At 64.3% G+C, this 15,925-nt stretch carries 10 protein-coding genes; 4 read left to right on the top strand and 6 right to left on the bottom strand.

Annotated elements, in window-relative coordinates; all coding sequences use genetic code 11:
* Window positions 1-64: 64 nt before the first annotated feature.
* Window positions 65-2,671: a bifunctional diguanylate cyclase/phosphodiesterase gene (locus tag AC1DDA_RS23080; protein ID WP_476797539.1), complete on the bottom strand. Its 2,607-nt coding sequence runs from the start codon at window positions 2,669-2,671 to the stop codon at window positions 65-67.
* Window positions 2,672-2,888: 217 nt separating this feature from the next.
* On the opposite strand from AC1DDA_RS23080, the gene AC1DDA_RS23075 reads away from it, so the two are divergent.
* Complete coding sequence (locus AC1DDA_RS23075; protein ID WP_476797538.1) at window positions 2,889-3,680, top strand: PstS family phosphate ABC transporter substrate-binding protein; 792 nt, start codon at window positions 2,889-2,891, stop codon at window positions 3,678-3,680.
* 21 nt (window positions 3,681-3,701) lie between these two features.
* On the opposite strand, the gene AC1DDA_RS23070 is transcribed toward AC1DDA_RS23075, so the two are convergent.
* Together AC1DDA_RS23070 and AC1DDA_RS23065 are read right to left on the bottom strand one after the other, a co-directional pair.
* The gene (locus tag AC1DDA_RS23070) at window positions 3,702-4,745 is read right to left on the bottom strand and encodes a 2Fe-2S iron-sulfur cluster-binding protein (RefSeq protein WP_476797537.1); all 1,044 of its coding nucleotides are present in this window, start codon (window positions 4,743-4,745) and stop codon (window positions 3,702-3,704) included.
* A gap of 130 nt (window positions 4,746-4,875) precedes the next feature.
* Entirely contained in the window at window positions 4,876-6,618 is a 1,743-nt protein-coding gene (locus AC1DDA_RS23065) for an ethylbenzene dehydrogenase-related protein (protein ID WP_476797536.1), read from the bottom strand.
* Between the two features lie 579 nt (window positions 6,619-7,197).
* Between AC1DDA_RS23065 and AC1DDA_RS23060 the strand changes: the two genes are divergently transcribed.
* Window positions 7,198-10,257 carry a cyclic nucleotide-binding domain-containing protein gene (locus AC1DDA_RS23060; RefSeq protein WP_476797535.1) on the top strand — a complete coding sequence of 1,020 codons (3,060 nt, stop codon included), beginning with the start codon at window positions 7,198-7,200 and terminating at the stop codon, window positions 10,255-10,257.
* Window positions 10,250-11,098: an MBL fold metallo-hydrolase gene (locus tag AC1DDA_RS23055; RefSeq protein ID WP_476797534.1), complete on the top strand. Its 849-nt coding sequence runs from the start codon at window positions 10,250-10,252 to the stop codon at window positions 11,096-11,098. The genes AC1DDA_RS23060 and AC1DDA_RS23055 overlap by 8 nt, the downstream gene beginning before the upstream one ends.
* Window positions 11,099-11,175: 77 nt before the next feature.
* Here the strand turns inward: AC1DDA_RS23055 and AC1DDA_RS23050 are convergent, their stop codons facing one another.
* From AC1DDA_RS23050 to AC1DDA_RS23040, 3 genes are all read right to left on the bottom strand, one after another.
* Complete coding sequence (locus AC1DDA_RS23050; RefSeq protein ID WP_476797533.1) at window positions 11,176-12,234, bottom strand: sugar phosphate isomerase/epimerase family protein; 1,059 nt, start codon at window positions 12,232-12,234, stop codon at window positions 11,176-11,178.
* A 142-nt stretch (window positions 12,235-12,376) separates the two neighbouring features.
* Window positions 12,377-13,522 (bottom strand): acyl-CoA dehydrogenase family protein, encoded by a 1,146-nt coding sequence (locus tag AC1DDA_RS23045; protein WP_476797532.1) that lies wholly within the window; start codon window positions 13,520-13,522, stop codon window positions 12,377-12,379.
* 10 nt (window positions 13,523-13,532) lie between these two features.
* Window positions 13,533-14,696 carry a dihydrodipicolinate synthase family protein gene (locus AC1DDA_RS23040; protein WP_476797531.1) on the bottom strand — a complete coding sequence of 388 codons (1,164 nt, stop codon included), beginning with the start codon at window positions 14,694-14,696 and terminating at the stop codon, window positions 13,533-13,535.
* Between the two features lie 165 nt (window positions 14,697-14,861).
* On the opposite strand from AC1DDA_RS23040, the gene AC1DDA_RS23035 reads away from it, so the two are divergent.
* Window positions 14,862-15,914: a LacI family DNA-binding transcriptional regulator gene (locus AC1DDA_RS23035; RefSeq protein WP_476797530.1), complete on the top strand. Its 1,053-nt coding sequence runs from the start codon at window positions 14,862-14,864 to the stop codon at window positions 15,912-15,914.
* Window positions 15,915-15,925 lie beyond the last annotated feature (11 nt).

The following is a 15,925-nucleotide window of genomic DNA, read 5'->3' as shown; positions in this document are numbered from 1 at the left end:
TAAGCAGGCATGCGAGATCGGGTCCGATGCGATCGTCAGGCAAGTCGGCCCGAGCGTTGGCGGCCTATCGCGAGAGGCGCTTGATATCCGCATAAGATTCGAGCCGGGTCAGATGCGCTTTACCTGAGCTGGATATCCGGCGCAGACGTCTCGCATTCACGAAGGCCTCAAAGCTCCCGATCGGAATTGCCTCGCTGAAATAGTAGCCTTGAGCCACATCGGCACCCTCCCTCATCACGAAGGCCAGATCCTCGGCCTGCTCGATGCCCTCGACGATCGTGCCGAAGCCCAGCGAGCGCGACAACGACAGAATCGTCCGGACGATCACCTGTTGTTCGACGCCCGCTCGCGCGCCCTGAACCAGCGAACGATCGATCTTGAGCGTATCGAACTTCAGGCGGGCCAGCATCGAGAGGTTGGAGTAGCCGGTTCCAAAATCGTCGATCGAGAAGCGGACGCCAAGCGCCCGCAATTGCCGCAACTGTCTTTGAACGACGTCCGATGCCCGCATGGCTACGGACTCGGTCACCTCCAACTCCAGGCGCGAGGGCGGCACCCCTGCCTTCAGGAGGCAGTTCTCCACCGAGGCGGCAAAAGTCGGGTCTTCCAGCTGCAGGACCGAGACATTGACCGAGATCCTGATGTCGTTCGCATGGCGAAGCTCCTCGATCGCCCGCGCGAGGACGAATTGGCCGAGTTCGGCGATCAGGCCTGCCTCTTCCGCGATACTGATGAACTTTCCAGGTGCAATAGCGCCTCGCGAGGGATGCGCCCAACGCACCAGAGCCTCGGCTCCCACAACTCCGTTGTCGGCCAGAGAGATCATCGGCTGGTAGAAGACGTCGAGAGAGCCGTTCCGCAAGGCGGTGCGCAGATCCTGCTCGAGCGCTCGCCGCTCATGCATGAGCTCCGCTGCTTCCGCGGTGAAGAACGCGAAAGAGTTCCGCCCTTTCCGTTTGGCTTCGTACATCGCGACATCGGCGTTGACGAGAAGCTCGTCATATCTGACGCCGTCCCGACCGGAGACGGCGATTCCGATGCTTGCTCCGATCGTCATATGGGTACGATCGATAACGTAATTCTCGCTCAATCTGTGGATCAGAGCTTCTGCACAGGCGCGGAGACCATCGATGGTCAGCGGACCGTTCAGAATGATCAGGAACTCGTCACCGCTCAAGCGTCCGGCCGAGAAATGGCGGAAGTCTCCGGCCTCCAGCCGCTCCTCGAAGAACTGCTTGAGACGAGAGGCCAACTGCCGAAGCAGGACGTCGCCCGTCTTATGGCCGAACGTATCGTTGATGGACTTGAAGCGGTCGACGTCGATGAAGAAGAAGGCCACGACATCCTTGCCGCTCAGCAGGGTGCTCATCCCGTCGATGCGGATCTTCTCCCGGTTGGCGAGCTCCGTCATCTGATCGAAGAAGGCAAGCTGCCGAATGCGGCCGAGGCTCTCGCGAAGGTTCGAGAGCATCACTTCGAAGGCTTGCCCGAGGCTGCGTACCTCGCCGATGCCGGATGCGTTGAACGGGATGTCGAGATCGCCGCGCGCCACCGACGTCGCGGCGGACGCCAATTGAGGCAGGCCGCGGGTGGCGCGCTTGACGCTGATCAAGACCACCACGACCAGCACGCCGAGCGCGCCGGCGGCGAGAAGCAGGAACCATCGAAACAGGGTCCCCGCCTGACGCTCGCTGATGCGCTGCAGCTCTTTTTGCGTTTCCTCAACCTGCGCGGCGTCGACGTGAACGCAGATCCGAAGACCGAGTTCGTCGGTGACACAGCGCGCCACGCGCCCACTGCCGGCCATGCCGATGAGACCGTCCGGCGTTTGCGGAGCGAGTGGCTTCAGGCCGACGGGCGGCTCACCGCCGGCGGAGATGATCCTGTCGCCATCCACGACCGCGACCCCGGCCTGGACGATTCCGGCGAAGAGCTCGAGCGTCTTCTCCGAAGGGGCGAGTGTTCTCAGCCCCATCAGCGCTCCCACCACATCGCCGAAGTCGTCAAAAACCGGTTCGATCGCGAGATGTGCGATCGTTCGGCCTTCCGGGAGCCCTACCGCGACGTTGAAGCTTTCGGACACCCGGTAGGTTGCATGATGCGACCATCTGACCAGGCGTCGATTATCCTTGAAAATCGAGGTGATGGCCTCCTTGACGCCGAGGACGGAGAGGGCTTCCGAAGCCGCGAGCAGGTCTGACGCGCGGCTGCCGCCAATGACGGTTCCGGTCGCATCGGCGACGAGCAAAGCGTCGAGTTCGCCGGTCACGCTGGCGGGGGCCAGCAACTCCTGGATCGCGACGTGATTGGCGGAGCCGACCGCCTTCACGATGTCGAGCCGTTGGGCGAGATACCGCGTCTGCCGGCTGGCTTCGCCAAGCAGCACGGAGACGCGCGCCTGCGCGAGCAGGGCCTCGGCATCGAGCCTGCGAGCGATCTGCTGGCGGGATAGCTGTGCCAGCGCATGGGCCTGTTCGACGGCATCCTCGCTGAGGCGCCACAGGGCAACGAGCCCGACGACGGCAAAGGTTACGGCTCCCGTCAGCATCACCACGAAGGCGAGATGCGTTCCGATATGCGCGGTTGAAATCCAGTCGCGCCAAGCCGTGCGCAGGCGCGCTTTCCGGGCGCCCATCGAGTTCCAGAGACGGCGCAGCAGGCCCCCATCCATTCGGCCAGATTCATCGATCTGCCTGACGCTGGCCCGATCCTGCGGCACGAAGCCTACTCCACAACGTAAATTCCCATCCACTCTAGCAGCAACCATTGAAGCTTACGTAAATTCATAAGTATAAGAAGATACCTATCATTTTTGCGCTTTCAGTTAGAATTTGTTCACGGAGTCATGGCAATTCTGATCATCCCGTGGCGGAAGATTTTATCGATCTATGACACCGCGCTCTATTGCATTGATTCTTGGTCTTCTGACCCTCTCTAACCCTGTCAGGGCAGACGAGTTGATCGTGGTCGGCACCGGGGATGGCGTGGAGATGCTTCAGGCCGTGGCCCAGCGCTTCAGGGCGGCCGAGCCGACCATCGAGGTCAAGATTCCACCCAGCATCGGCTCAGGCGGTGGCATCGCCGCGGTCGGTTCGGGAACGGCGAAGCTGGCGCGCGTCGCCCGGGTTCTCACCGATGCCGAGCGAGCACGCGGCCTGATCTATGTGCCGGTGGCCAAGATCGCGTGCGCCTTCTTCGTTCATCCCAGCGCCGGCGTCGCGCAGCTCAGCGGCGAGCAATTGACGGGCATCTATGCCGGCCGGATTTCCAACTGGAAGGACGTCGGCGGAGCCGACCAGCGCATTCGCGTCGTCCGGCGCGAAGAAGCCGACAGCACGCTCACGACCTTGCGGGCGACGATGCCCGGTTGGCGAGAACTCGAGATCACCGAGCGCTCGAAGACTGCGACGTCGACCCAGGAAGCGGTCGAGACCGTGCGCCTGACGGAGGGCACGATCGGCTTCGGGCCGTATAGCCGGGTTCTCGACATCGGCACGCAGGTGCTGAAGATCGACGGTTTGCATCCCTTGGATCCGCGCTATTCGAGCAGCGGCGAGGTGGCCTATGTCTACAAGGAAGGGGCGCTGACGCCGGCGGCGGAGAAGTTCATCGCCTTCACCCGCATTCCGGATGCGGGCAGTGTGATCCGGGAATTCGGCGCCATTCCAATCGCGCCCTGAGCGCCGAGAGGCGCGGCCGCGTCAGGGGCGAAGGTTTTCGGCGGCGGCCCGGGTCTGCGATGTCCCGGGCCAGTTTGCAGTGCGCGCAAAGAGGAGGCCCGCGATCCTGTCCCGGATCGTCCGCTTGGCCACCGAGGCGATGAACGGGTCAGCGTAGCAGGTCGTGCCGGCAGCCTCACAACGCATCCGCACCGCCGCCACCATCTCGTAGGAGCCGGCCACGTAGACCGTGTCATCCGGCCGAAGCGCCGGCATGTGATCGGTGGGGCGACCGCTGAGGATGCCGGCTGCCTTGCCGCCGCTGCTGGTGGGGGCGATGCTGGCAACGCCGGTTTCAGCCAACCATGCCAGCGCCTCTGCCATGTAGAGATTGCGAGGATCGCGCGCACCGACGATCACGACCATTTCCCGCGAGGGTTCCCGGTAACGTGCCGCGCGGGCAATGGCCCAGATGGGAGCCCAGCCGGTGCCGGCGGCGATCAGAATGATCCGGCCGCCGTCTGTGCGATGGAATGCACTGCCGTAAGGTCCCTGCACGGTCACCTTGTGCCCTGGGCGGATACGCGTCCCGAGATCCGGCGACACGACCCCGCCGACCTGGCGCCGGATCTGCAGGATCAGCTCATTGCGCTCCCCCGTTCCATCGCTGCGCAAGGTCGGGCTGTAGTCGCGGCTCGGATAGCCGCTGAACTTGCATTTGACGTATTGCCCGGGGAGATAGGTGAAATCCTTCCTGAGCAGGAGCGTCGTTTCGATGATGTCGGGCGAGAGCGGGCGGATGGCCGAGACGGTCGCCGCCAGCTTGCGTATCTCGGGAACCGCATCGAACTGGAGGACGGCGTCGCCGATGACCCGCGCCTGGCAGGCCAGCACGGTATCGCCTTGTCGCGTTCCCATTGCATCGACTTCGCCGGCATAGACGCGGACGCGGCAGGTCTCGCATTGCCCCGTGCAGCAATCATGCGGAATCACGATACCCCCGCCCATGGCCCCCTCCAGCAAACTGTCGCCGCGCGAGACCGCGACGGCTTTGCCATTCACGACAAGGGATGCCTGCTTAGCCATGTCCTGCCCTGTTCGCGGTGCTGATTGAGGCGACTTGCCCTGTTTAGGTCGCCGCGGGTCCTATCGGACGGGCGCGGCGACCCAGGCGCTCGTTCGAGTGTGGGATTTCGCCGACAAGCGGTCCGTTGCCTCAGCGCAGGGTGAGGGTGACAGGGCGAACGTGCCGCGTATGGCGCGTCTGCGTGTGGTCGAATACCGCCACCCACATATAGACGGGTGTTTGGGGCTCGAAGTCGACATCGTAGGCGCTGCCCGTCTTGAGATCGCGCGAGGCTTCCAGGGTCCAGTACCCGTCCTTCCAGCGCGCGCCCGCCCGGATCTGGGCGCGATCTCCCTCATAGGCACCCGTGATCAGCACGCCGGGCATGACGGTGCCGACGGGTATGCGTGCGTCGGCCTCCGCGCTGTAGGGGGCGCTGTCGGTCTCGGTCAGCCACCAACGGGTGCCCTCGTCATGGATCAGCTCGGGATTCTTCGGGTCGAACCGGCCAAGAGCAGCCATGGCGGCAGCCGGGTCGTTGGGCAACCGTTTCGGTGTGACCGGGCCGGCATAGCCTCCCGGCCCTTCGAAGCCGAAATTATAGCTGTAGAAGGCCCGGCCGGGATCGTTCCAGTAGCCGCCTTGGTAACGTGCCCGCTTGGCGGCCTCATCGGCCGTCGGCTCGCGTGGGGGGCCGATATATTGATCGTCCATGTAGCCAAGCAGGCCGCCGCGGGAGGCCTTCCATTGCCACATGTCGATGATCGATCCATCGGTGGTGTAATGGAGACCGCGCTGATTGAGCGACGACGGCTTGTCGTCGAGCGGCTTCGGACCCAGATGCGTCGCTCCTGCTGCTCCAAACCCATTGGAGCGCGAGAAGATGACCGCCAACTTGTCCTCGTAGAAATCGACCACATCGGTTTCGCCGGCACGCGCGCCGACGACATGCCAGCCATCCTGCTGCTTGAGCAGGGGAAGCCGTGCGAGCGAGCGCGTCGGATCCTGCCAGCGGAATGCGAAATAAATCTTGGCGCCGTCATGCACGGCGCGGATCTCGACGATCGATTCGCCTGATCCGCCGAGGTTGGCTCCCTGCTGCGTCCTGACCCGAACCGGCCGGGCGCTGCGCCAGACGTCGTCGTCGAGCACCCCATCCAGCTTCGGCGGGGTTCGCATTTGCGCGACGATCAGTTCGTCGCGGCTGGCGAAATCGATCCCGGCCGCAGCAGCGGCGGCCGGGATCGCGATAACAGCGGCCATCAGCAGCGGCCGCCGGCTACGCTGTCCCGCGGCCGGCACGAGCCTGGCCGGCCTGAAGATGCGAAGCAGCTGAAGCCAGCCGCCATAGCCGAAATGCGTCAGGATATGGACGAGCGTGTAGGCGAGCATGCTCATCGCTGCCGTCACATGGACGGAAACGACCCAGCCGCCGAAGCCGAGATAGAGCAGGATGCCCGAGATAGTGAGCACGACGACCAGAGCATAGAGCAGCCAATGGAGCAGGATGTTTGCGCTCATCCACCGCAGCTTCGACGTCGTGGCCATCCGCCACATCTTAAGGCGCCGAAGAGCGACGCGGTTGCCGAGGCCGCTCAGCGCCATATAGACGAGATAGGCGGTCGATGTGCCGAAAAGCGTGAGGCCGGCGATGATATGGACGCTCCAGATCTCGCCTTGCGGCAGGATCGGCGCCATCCATCGCGAAATCACGGCGTCGAGTGCATCGGCCGAGATGCGCAATCCGGTGGCGAGGCTCACCATGACGGCCGCGACCGTCAGCCAATGCAGCAGCAGCGTGCCGACATCGGTCGATGGCCAACTCGCCTCCGACGGGGCTTGCCTGCTCCGCTCCGCCCCTACGGAGCTCGAGGCGGGCTGTGTTTCGCGCATGCGCGGCCTTGCGGCCGATTCCGCGAGCTCCATGTTCGACCCTGTCATGACCAACCCCGATCTGGCAGGACGCGTCGACATGAAGCCCCCCGACTACATGGTTAATGAAACGTAACCGCGTCCCGGGAGCAAGCGCGACATCGGGCTAGTCACAACGGAGCGCCGAGCCGCCTCAACGACCACAGGGTCTTGCGGTGGACCTGAGCGGGATATGCAGCATGCGAGGTGGCGATCGATCCGGTGCGGCCAGCCAAGTGGTACGGTGCTTGAGAAGATCAAGCGCGGCTACGATGCGCAAACCGGCCGAGATTCACGCCGGGGCTTTTCCCGGACTGGCAGGTCCTGATCAAGAGCCGGACGAAGGCTCAGCCGGTCGAGAAGCCCCGCAAACGGCTCGTCCGACCTGTGCCTCTTGTCAACGGATGGCGACGCTGCTTCCTTAACCTGCTGCCGCCGGGACCGGCTACGCTGTCGCGGGTGCGTCCGGATCGTATCGCTCCGCCTTATATTGACAATGTCTGTTCGTGTTCCACGGCTTGAGGCGCCTAGGACGGGTGAGCGTTTCGAAGGGGAAAAATAATGCCCCGTTTGAATCAACTTTTTTCTTATATCTGGAAGAATAGTTGTCGAGAGCAGCTCAGGATTATTTCAATCGTCATTCTGTCTCTGCCGTTCTATTATCTTTCTCTCGAGTTGCCCAAATACATCATCGCGGGCGCCTTGCAGGGAAATGCCTTTCGGGATGGCAGCGAATACGCGGTATTTCTGTCGTTCAGTACAGGCGTTGATTTATTCGGATCAGAGGTGAAATACGATGGAGTTAAAGTAAATCGTATCTCTTATCTTTTTATTTTGTCCTTTTTATTTTTAACGTTGATCGTTATCAACGGTTACTTCAAATATACAATCAATATGAAAAAGGGGGCTCTCGGCGAACGATTGCTGCAGCGGCTCCGCTTCGATCTGTTCTCGTCCCTGCTTTCGTCGACGCCCGAGCAGCGCCAGCGCCTGAAGCCTTCGGAGGCCGCCTCGATCATCAAGGATGAGGTCGAGCCTATCGGGGGCTTCGTCGGGGATGCGTTCGTTCAGCCGGTCTTCCTGGGCGGGCAGGCGATGACCGCACTCGTCTTCATCCTGATACAGAATGCTCTGCTCGGCCTTGTCGCCGTCGCGATGATCTCCTCGCAGGTCCTCGTCATTCCACGGTTGCGGCGGGAGCAGATCCGGCTCGGCAGGGAGCGCCAGATCGCTTCGCGCGCCCTGGCCGGCAAGATCGGGGAAGTTGTCGAGACGCTGGACGAGGTTTCCAATCACGGGACCGCCGCGCTCGAACGCGGAGAGGTCGCGCAACGGCTCGAAACGCTCTTCGGCATACGCTACCGACTCTATGGGCGGAAATTCGCCGTCAAAGCTCTGAACAATCTGATCGCGCAGATCACGCCGTTCCTGTTCTACACGATCGGCGGCTATGCCACCCTGACTGGAAATCTCGGGATCGGCCAGCTTGTGGCGGTCATCGCGGCCTATCGCGACCTGCCTCCACCTGTGAAGGACCTCATCGATTGGGACCAGCAGCGTCTCGATGTCGAAGCCAAGTTTCAGCAGGTCACCGAACAGTTCGCGCTCTCGGTTCCTTCCGCGCAACCGGAGCCCATCAACGACCCATTCCCCGAGGCCGGCGTGATCGCCCTGCAGGGCCTCAGCGCGGTCAGCGCAACCGGCGACCGAATGCTCGACCGGGTCTCGCTGACGCTGCCACTGAAGCAGCATGTCTTGCTGTCGGGCATGGGGGAGGGCGCCGGCTGCGTCGCGCGCATCCTCGGGGGACGACTGACGCCGAGCGGCGGTTCCATCAAGATCGGCGATGTCGCGCTCGACGCGATTTCCGTGACGGCTCGCGGCCGCTGCATCGCCTATGCGGGCAGCGAGCCGGCGATCTTCGATGGATCACTGCGCGACAACATCGCCTATGGTCTGCGCGGCGACGGCGTGAGGACCGATCGCGATGCGGATCCGACGCATGACGGGGAGGCCCTGCCAGGAGCCGAGGGCGAATTGTCGGCAGCCCAGCTGGCCGCAACGCTGGATATTGTCGGCCTTGCCGACGTCGTGTTCCGCTCTGGCCTCGCGAGCAAACTCAACGTGGACGAAGTCCCCGTCCTGGCTGCCCGCCTGACGGAAATCCGGGCCCGTATTCACGCGGTGCTGGTCGCGCAAGGCGCGCAGGATGCCGTCGAGCCTTATGATGCGACGCAGTACATCCGCACCGCCACGATCGGTGAAAACATCCTCTTCGGCGTTCCGAACAATGCCCGGTTCGGTGGAAGCCGGCTGGCCGGGCACGGGTTGACGCGGAACGTTCTCGATTCGCTGGGCCTGAGCGATGATCTCACGGCGGCTGGCCAGCGCATCGCCGCGACGATGCTCGAGATCTTCTCGGATCTGGCCCCGGACCATCTCCTTCTCGACAATTTTTCCTTCATTGCCGCCGAGGAGTTTCCCGCTTTTCGCGAGCGCCTGGCGCGGGCCGAGGCTGGGCAGATCGACGAAGCCGACCGGGCCCGGTTCCTGGGGCTGTCATTTCTCTATGCCGAACCCCTGCACCGGCTCGGCCTTCTCGACGAGGGGATGGAACAGCGCATCCTGCTGGCGCGCAGGGCCTTTCGCATTCGCATTTCGCAGGACGCTGCGAAGACCATCGATTTCTACGACTCCGGCGAATGGGGAGCTGCATCGGTCCGGGAGAACCTACTGTTCGGGCGCGTGACACAAGCGAGCGCCGGCATTCGCGAGCGGGTCGACGAGGCCATCCGCGAAGCCGTGACCGGACTCGGGCTCGATCACGAGATTTCACGGATCGGGCTCATGCAGCCGGCCGGCTATGCTGGCCGGCTGCTCTTCCCGGCGGTCAAAACGCAGATTGCGCTGGCGCGCTGCCTGATCAAGCGCCCCTCGCTGCTGATCCTGGACAATGCTCTGGGCAGCTTGAGCCCGACCGAGGGCAAGGCGATCTTGCGGCGCCTTCGCGCTGCGATGTACGGCAGGACCCTGATCGTCGTCGCGCGTGAGGACGATGGCGATATACCCATGGACCGGTCGGTCGTCTTCGACGGCGCCAGGCTGCGCCGGGCAGCCGGCCTGCAGCCTTCTTCGGTCGCCTTCCCGATCGAAGATGAAGGCGGCGAGCGCGACGATGTCAGAGCGCTCAGAGCCGTGCCGATCTTTGCCAATCTCGATCTTGCGCGCATCAAGCTGCTGGCCTTCACCAGCGAGCGGGCCGTCTTCGCAGCCGGCGACATGCTGTTCGAGCAGGGCGCGGAATCCGACGCAGCCTATGTCGTGATCGCTGGCACGGCGGAGGTCTTGATCGGACCTCGAGGGAGCGCCGTTTGCGTTTCCTCAGTCGAAGCGCCTGCGATCGTCGGCGAGATGGGCGTCGTCACCGGGGAGGTCAGGTCGGCGACCATCCGTGCTACCGGCGAGTTGACCGCGTTGAAGCTCCGTAAGGAGGTGTTCACCGCCTTGATGGAAGAATTCCCGGACATGACGCTCTCCGTCATGCGGCTGATGGTCAAGCGGTTGCAGGACAATGTCGCGATTGTTTCCAAGCGCGATCTCGAGGGCCCGGCGCGTGACTGAGACGGCGCGGTTGCTCGATTGCGGCTTCGGCATTCGGTTCTGGGGAACGCGCGGATCGATTCCGATTTCCGGCCGCTCCTGTAACCGCTTCGGCGGGGATACGACGTGCTTCGAGGTCCGGATCGCCGAGCGCCGTGTCATCGTCGATGCGGGATCGGGACTGCGCCGGCTCGGGCAGGCGATGGCCGCTGCCGGGGAGCGCGACGCGACGCTGCTCTTCAGCCACCTGCATCTCGACCATGTCATCGGCCTGAGCGCCTTTGCGCCGCTCTGGCGCATGGGCGGCGAGGTTGCGCTGCATGTGCCGGCTTGCACGGCAAGTGCGGAGGCGAAGCTGTCGGCCCTGTTCAGCGAGCCGTTCTTCCCCGTCAGCTTCGCCGAAGCTCCCAGCCGGGTTCGTTTTTCGAGCTTCACGCCGGGAGGCAATCCCGGGCTTTCTGGGGTCGACGTCGCGACGATCGCGCTACAGCATGATCCGTGCGCGGCCGGTTTTCGGTTCCGCCATGGCGGGCAGACAATCGTGATCCTGACGGACCATGAACATGCCGCCGGTGATCCGGACCCCGCGCTCGCCGCCTTCTGCGGCGGTGCCGATCTTCTCGTCTACGACGCGATGTGGGACGAAGCGCTCGATTACGAACCGCATCGCGGCTGGGGCCACTCGACCTGGCAGGCGGGGCTGCGCCTGCTGCAGGCTGTCGGGGCGAAGCGCCTCGCATGCGTCCATCATTCGCCTGAGCTGTCCGATGCCTCGCTCGAAGCGCGCGAGGCCGATCTGAAGCGACGCCATTCGCAGAGCTTCTTTGCGCGGCAGAATGACGTCGTCGTTCTCGTGGCCTGACGCCGATCGGGCGCGATCACAGGCGGATCATCGCCTCTCCGATCTGATCCGCCTTCGGTTGCCTGCCCTCGCTCTCGTCATCCATCCAGTCCCAACAGCGAACGGTTGGTGGCCAGATCGATGCCGCTCGCCGCGAAGTCGTCGAAGGCCCGCGCGGCAACGTTGATGAGGTGGCTGGCGATGAAAGGCGCTCCCTCCGCTGCGCCCTGCTCGGAATCCTTGATGCAGCACTCCCATTCCAGCACGGCCCAGCCGTCGAAATCGTACTGTGTCAGCTTCGAGAAGATCGCGCCGAAATCGACCTGCCCATCGCCGAGGGAGCGGAACCGCCCGGCACGCTCGATCCAGGGCTGGAAGCCGGAATAGACCCCTTGCCGGCCGCTTGGATTGAATTCCGCGTCCTTCACATGAAACATGCGGATGCGCTGGTGATAGATATCGATGAAGGAGAGATAGTCGAGCTGCTGCAGCAGGAAATGACTGGGGTCGTAGAGGATGTTGCAGCGCGGGTGATTGCCCACGCGTTCGAGGAACATTTCAAAGGTAACGCCGTCATGCAGATCCTCGCCGGGATGGATCTCGTAGCAGAGATCGATACCGGCTTCGTCGAAGGCGTCGAGGATCGGGCGCCAGCGCTTGGCCAGCTCCTCGAAAGCGGTCTCGACGAGGCCGGCCGGGCGCTGCGGCCAGGGATAGATGAATGGCCAGGCGAGCGCACCGGAGAATGTCGCATGGGCCGAGAGGCCGAGATTGCGGGAGGCCTTGGCGGCCAGCCGCAATTGTTGCGTCGCCCATTGCTGGCGCGCCTTCGGTTTCCCGCGCACCTGCGGCGCGGCGAAGCCGTCGAAGGCGTGATCATAGGCAGGGTGGACCGCGACGAGCTGGCCCTGAAGGTGGGTGGAGAGCTCGGTGAGTTCGATGCCGGCCTCGCCGAGAATGCCCTTCACCTCGTCGCAATAGGCCTTGCTCTCGGCGGCGCGTGCGAGATCGAACAGCCGCGCATCCCAGCTCGGAATCTGGACACCTTTGTAGCCATGCCCCGCTGCCCAGCGGGCGATGCCGGCAAGATCATTGAACGGCGCCGCGTCCCCTGCGAACTGGGCGAGGAAGATGGCCGGTCCCTTGATCGTTTTCATCCCTGTCGCTCCCGCATTCGGCGCGAATCCCAAGGCTCCAGGATTCGCTTTCTTGCAGCCCAGCGCGATCGGCAGGCGATGTCGAGGGCATTGTGCCGGAGGCGACGGGGCAGGGCACCGCGCCGGAGTGATCTTGGAGCTGTCAGGCGCCCTTGATCAGCTCCCGTGCGATGATGGTGCGCTGGATCTGGTTGGTGCCTTCGTAGATCTGGGTGATCTTGGCATCGCGATAGAGCCGCTCGACCTCGAAGCCGCGGATATAGCCGGAGCCGCCGAAGATCTGCACGGCATTGGCCGTCTGCGCCACGGCCATGTCGCTGGCGAAGCACTTGGCCATCGACGAAGCGGATGTCGCTGGCTTGGCATGGTCGATCAGCAGCGCGGCGCGCTCGACGAGGGTGCGCGCGGCGGCGATGTCCTTGGCCATGTCGGCCAGCATCCATTGCAGGCCCTGATTGTCGAGGATCGGCTTGCCGAACTGGCGCCGGTCGCGAGCATAGGCCAGCGCCGCTTCGAGGCCGGCCTGCGCGATCCCCACCGCCAGCGAGGCGATGCCGACGCGGCCTTTCTCCAGCACGCTCATCATGATGTGGAAGCCGCGGCCCTTGGGGCCGAGCAGCGCTTCGCGCGGCACGGTGACGCCGTCGAAATTGAGCGCGCCGACCTGGCTCGCGCGCTGGCCCATCTTGTGTTCCTTCGGGCCGCGCGAGACGCCGGGCGCGTTGAGGTCGACCAGGAAGATGCTCATGCCGCGATGGCCGGCGGCCGGATCGGTCGAGGCCAGCACGAAGCCGAGATCGGCGACCGGGGCATTGTGGATCCAGAGCTTGCCGCCGTCGATGACGTAGCCATCCGCCGTTTCGCGCGCGGTGGTGCGGACATTGGAGAGGTCGGAGCCTGCCTCCGCCTCGGTCAGGCAATAGGCGATGCGGGTCTTGGCCGAGAGGATGTCCGGCAGGCGTTTCAGCTGCTCCGGCGTGCCGTAGCGCGTGAGGAGCGTGCCGATCAACTCTACGAGGCCGCATTGGTCGGCGACCGAGGAATAGCCGCGCGACAATTCCTCCATCACGGTCGCATAGGCGAAGGTGTCGAGGCCGGCGCCGCCATGCTCTTCCGGAACGGTGATGCCGAACAGGCCGAGCTCGCCCATCCGGCGGTAGATGTCAGCGGGGAAGGCCTCGTCGCGGTCGAGATCTCCGGCAGCGGGCTTGACGACATCCTCGGCGAAGCGCCGGGCGGTCTCGCGGATCTGGTCGTAGATCTCGGCGTCGAGCAGGGGGGCGTGCATGGCTTGCTCCTCAGGCGATGCCGTTGAGGGCGCAGAGATGCGTCATCCGGCGGGCCGCCAGCTCCGGATCGACGAAGAGCCCGGACTGATCCGCGAGGCGGAAGAGATCGGCATAGTGCAGGATGCCGCGCGCGGATTCGGCGCCGCCGACCATGCGGAAATGGTTCTGGAAGCCATTGAGCCAGGCGAGGAAAACGACACCGCATTTGTAATGCTGCGTCGGCGCCTCGAAGAGCCGGCGCGAGAGCGCAACGGTCGGGTCGAGGATGGCGTGGAAGCCGGCGCGGTCGCCTGCCTCCAGCTTGGCGAAGGCGGCCGCCGCCGCCGGAGCGATCGGGTCGAAGATGCCGAGCAGCCCGTGCGAGAAGCCCTGCTCGTCGCCGCCGATCAGCTCCGCATAGTTGAAGTCGTCGCCGGTATACATGACGATGCCCGCCGGCAGACGGCGGCGCATGGTGATCTCCTTGCCCGCGTCGAGCAGCGAGATCTTGATGCCGTCGATCTTGTCGGCATGCTCGCGGATCAGGGTGAGCACGGTCTCCATGGCCGGCCTGAATTCGCGGTTGCCCCAATAGCCGGCGAGTGCAGGGTCGAACATCTCGCCGAGCCAGTGCAGGATCACCTTGCCCCGGCACTGGCGGATCAGGCGGCCATAGACGGCGAGATAATCCTCCGGCCCCTTCGCAACGCGGCAAAGCGCGCGGCTCGCCATCAGGATGATCTTGCCGCCATGCTCCTCGACATGGCCGATCTGCTCCTCATAGGCGCGGATCACGTCATCCAGGCTGCGGGCGGCATTGGGATCGAGCTGGTCGGTTCCGGCGCCGCAGGCGAGATCGGCGCCCGGTGTCGTCTTGGCCTCGGCCAGGACGCGGGTGATCAGCTCGGCGGCGTTGGGCCAGTCCAGCCCCATGCCGCGCTGGGAGGTGTCCATCGCTTCGGCGATCTTGAAGCCGAGCCCCCAGAGGTGATGGCGGAAGGCCAGCGTCGCGTCCCAGTCAATGGCGGGCTCGCGCCAAGGCTCGATAAGCTTCTGCGGGTCCGCGACGACATGGGCGGCTGCATAGACGGTGCGGACGCCATTGGCCCTAGCCGTCTGCGGGAAAGGCGAAGGCGGCGCCAGCCTGTAGCGCTCGCTGCTGCCATCCATGCGGGGCAGGCTGATCTCGACCATCGCTTCCTCCGGTGATTTATTGGAACGTTCCAATAAAGGAACGCGTTTCCAGCTTTATACAGGCGCATAAAAAGCTTTGAAAGAGGGATATTGCGCACCGATCCATTCGCTGATAATGGAACGTTCCAAGAAAAGAATAGCGCCACGCGCATCAGGGATGAAACGATGCCGCAACCGCAAGGCAGCAAGGGAAAGGTGACGATCATCGAGATCGCGGACGCCGCCGGCGTTTCGAAATCGACGGTCTCGCTCGTCCTCACGGGCCGCGGCGCAGTGAAGCCCGAGACCCGCCAACACGTCCTGCAGACCATGGACCGGCTCGGCTATGTCTATAATCGCGGCGCCGCCAATCTGCGCAACGCGCAGTCCCGCATCGTCGGCCTCGTCCTCAACGACCTCTCCAACCCGTTCTTCGCCGAGTTCGCCATCGGTGTGGAGAAGGTGCTGCAGATGGCCGGCTATGTCGCCTTCATGGCCAACACCGCCGAGAGCGTGGTGCGGCAGGACCAAGTGATGCGGATGATGCGCGAGCACGGCGCCGGCGGCATCATTCTCTGCCCGGCGCTGGATACGCGACCGGAGCACCTCGACTGGGCCAAGGCAGCCGGCACCGCCCTGCTCGTGGCGATCCGCCGCCTGCCCGGTGCCGACACCAGCGTCGTGGTACCCGAGAACCTCGTCGGCGCCAGCCGCGTCACCCGCCATCTCATCAATCTCGGCCATGAGCGCATCGCTTTTCTCGGCGGCATGCATTCCATGGTCGTCCGGCAGGAGCGCCATGGCGGCTTTCTCTCGGCGATGGAAGCAGCCGGCCGCAATGTCGACCCGGCGCTCAATCTCGAGAGCATGCCGACGCGCGACGGCGGCTTCGGCGCAATGAGCGCCGTGCTCTCGCTCGCCGACCGGCCAACCGCCGTCGTCTGCTACAACGACGTCACCGCCATCGGTGCGATGCTCGCCGCCGCGCGGCACGGCCTCGTCGTCGGGCGCGACATCGCCATCGTCGGCTTCGACGACACCAGCGAGGCGCGCCATGTCTCGCCCGCGCTGACCACCGTCGCGGTCGATCCTGTTGGCTTGGGCGAGCGCGCCGCCGCGCTGCTGCTGAAGCAGATTGCCGATCCCGCCGCAGAGCCTGAGAGCTTCATCGGCCCCGCCCATCTCGTCATCCGCGAATCCTGCGGCGCCTATCAGCGCGCACTCGCCGCCGCCGGCTGAAACCTCCCAAG

It is taken from the genome of Allobosea sp. 10N428 (genome assembly GCF_056394545.1).
The sequence above is the reverse complement of the archived record's forward strand: the minus strand, read 5'-3'. Positions and strand labels throughout refer to the sequence as shown.

What these genes read in the sequence shown, in the direction of transcription:
- AC1DDA_RS23040 (WP_476797531.1), bottom strand. Translation starts at nt 14,696, where the DNA reads ATGGTCGAGATCAGCCTGCCCCGCATGGATGGCAGCAGCGAGCGCTAC.
- AC1DDA_RS23060 (WP_476797535.1), top strand. Translation starts at nt 7,198, where the DNA reads ATGCCCCGTTTGAATCAACTTTTTTCTTATATCTGGAAGAATAGTTGT.
- AC1DDA_RS23045 (WP_476797532.1), bottom strand. Translation starts at nt 13,522, where the DNA reads ATGCACGCCCCCCTGCTCGACGCCGAGATCTACGACCAGATCCGCGAG.
- AC1DDA_RS23035 (WP_476797530.1), top strand. Translation starts at nt 14,862, where the DNA reads ATGCCGCAACCGCAAGGCAGCAAGGGAAAGGTGACGATCATCGAGATC.
- AC1DDA_RS23075 (WP_476797538.1), top strand. Translation starts at nt 2,889, where the DNA reads ATGACACCGCGCTCTATTGCATTGATTCTTGGTCTTCTGACCCTCTCT.
- AC1DDA_RS23080 (WP_476797539.1), bottom strand. Translation starts at nt 2,671, where the DNA reads ATGGATGGGGGCCTGCTGCGCCGTCTCTGGAACTCGATGGGCGCCCGG.
- AC1DDA_RS23070 (WP_476797537.1), bottom strand. Translation starts at nt 4,745, where the DNA reads ATGGCTAAGCAGGCATCCCTTGTCGTGAATGGCAAAGCCGTCGCGGTC.
- AC1DDA_RS23050 (WP_476797533.1), bottom strand. Translation starts at nt 12,234, where the DNA reads ATGAAAACGATCAAGGGACCGGCCATCTTCCTCGCCCAGTTCGCAGGG.
- AC1DDA_RS23065 (WP_476797536.1), bottom strand. Translation starts at nt 6,618, where the DNA reads ATGCGCGAAACACAGCCCGCCTCGAGCTCCGTAGGGGCGGAGCGGAGC.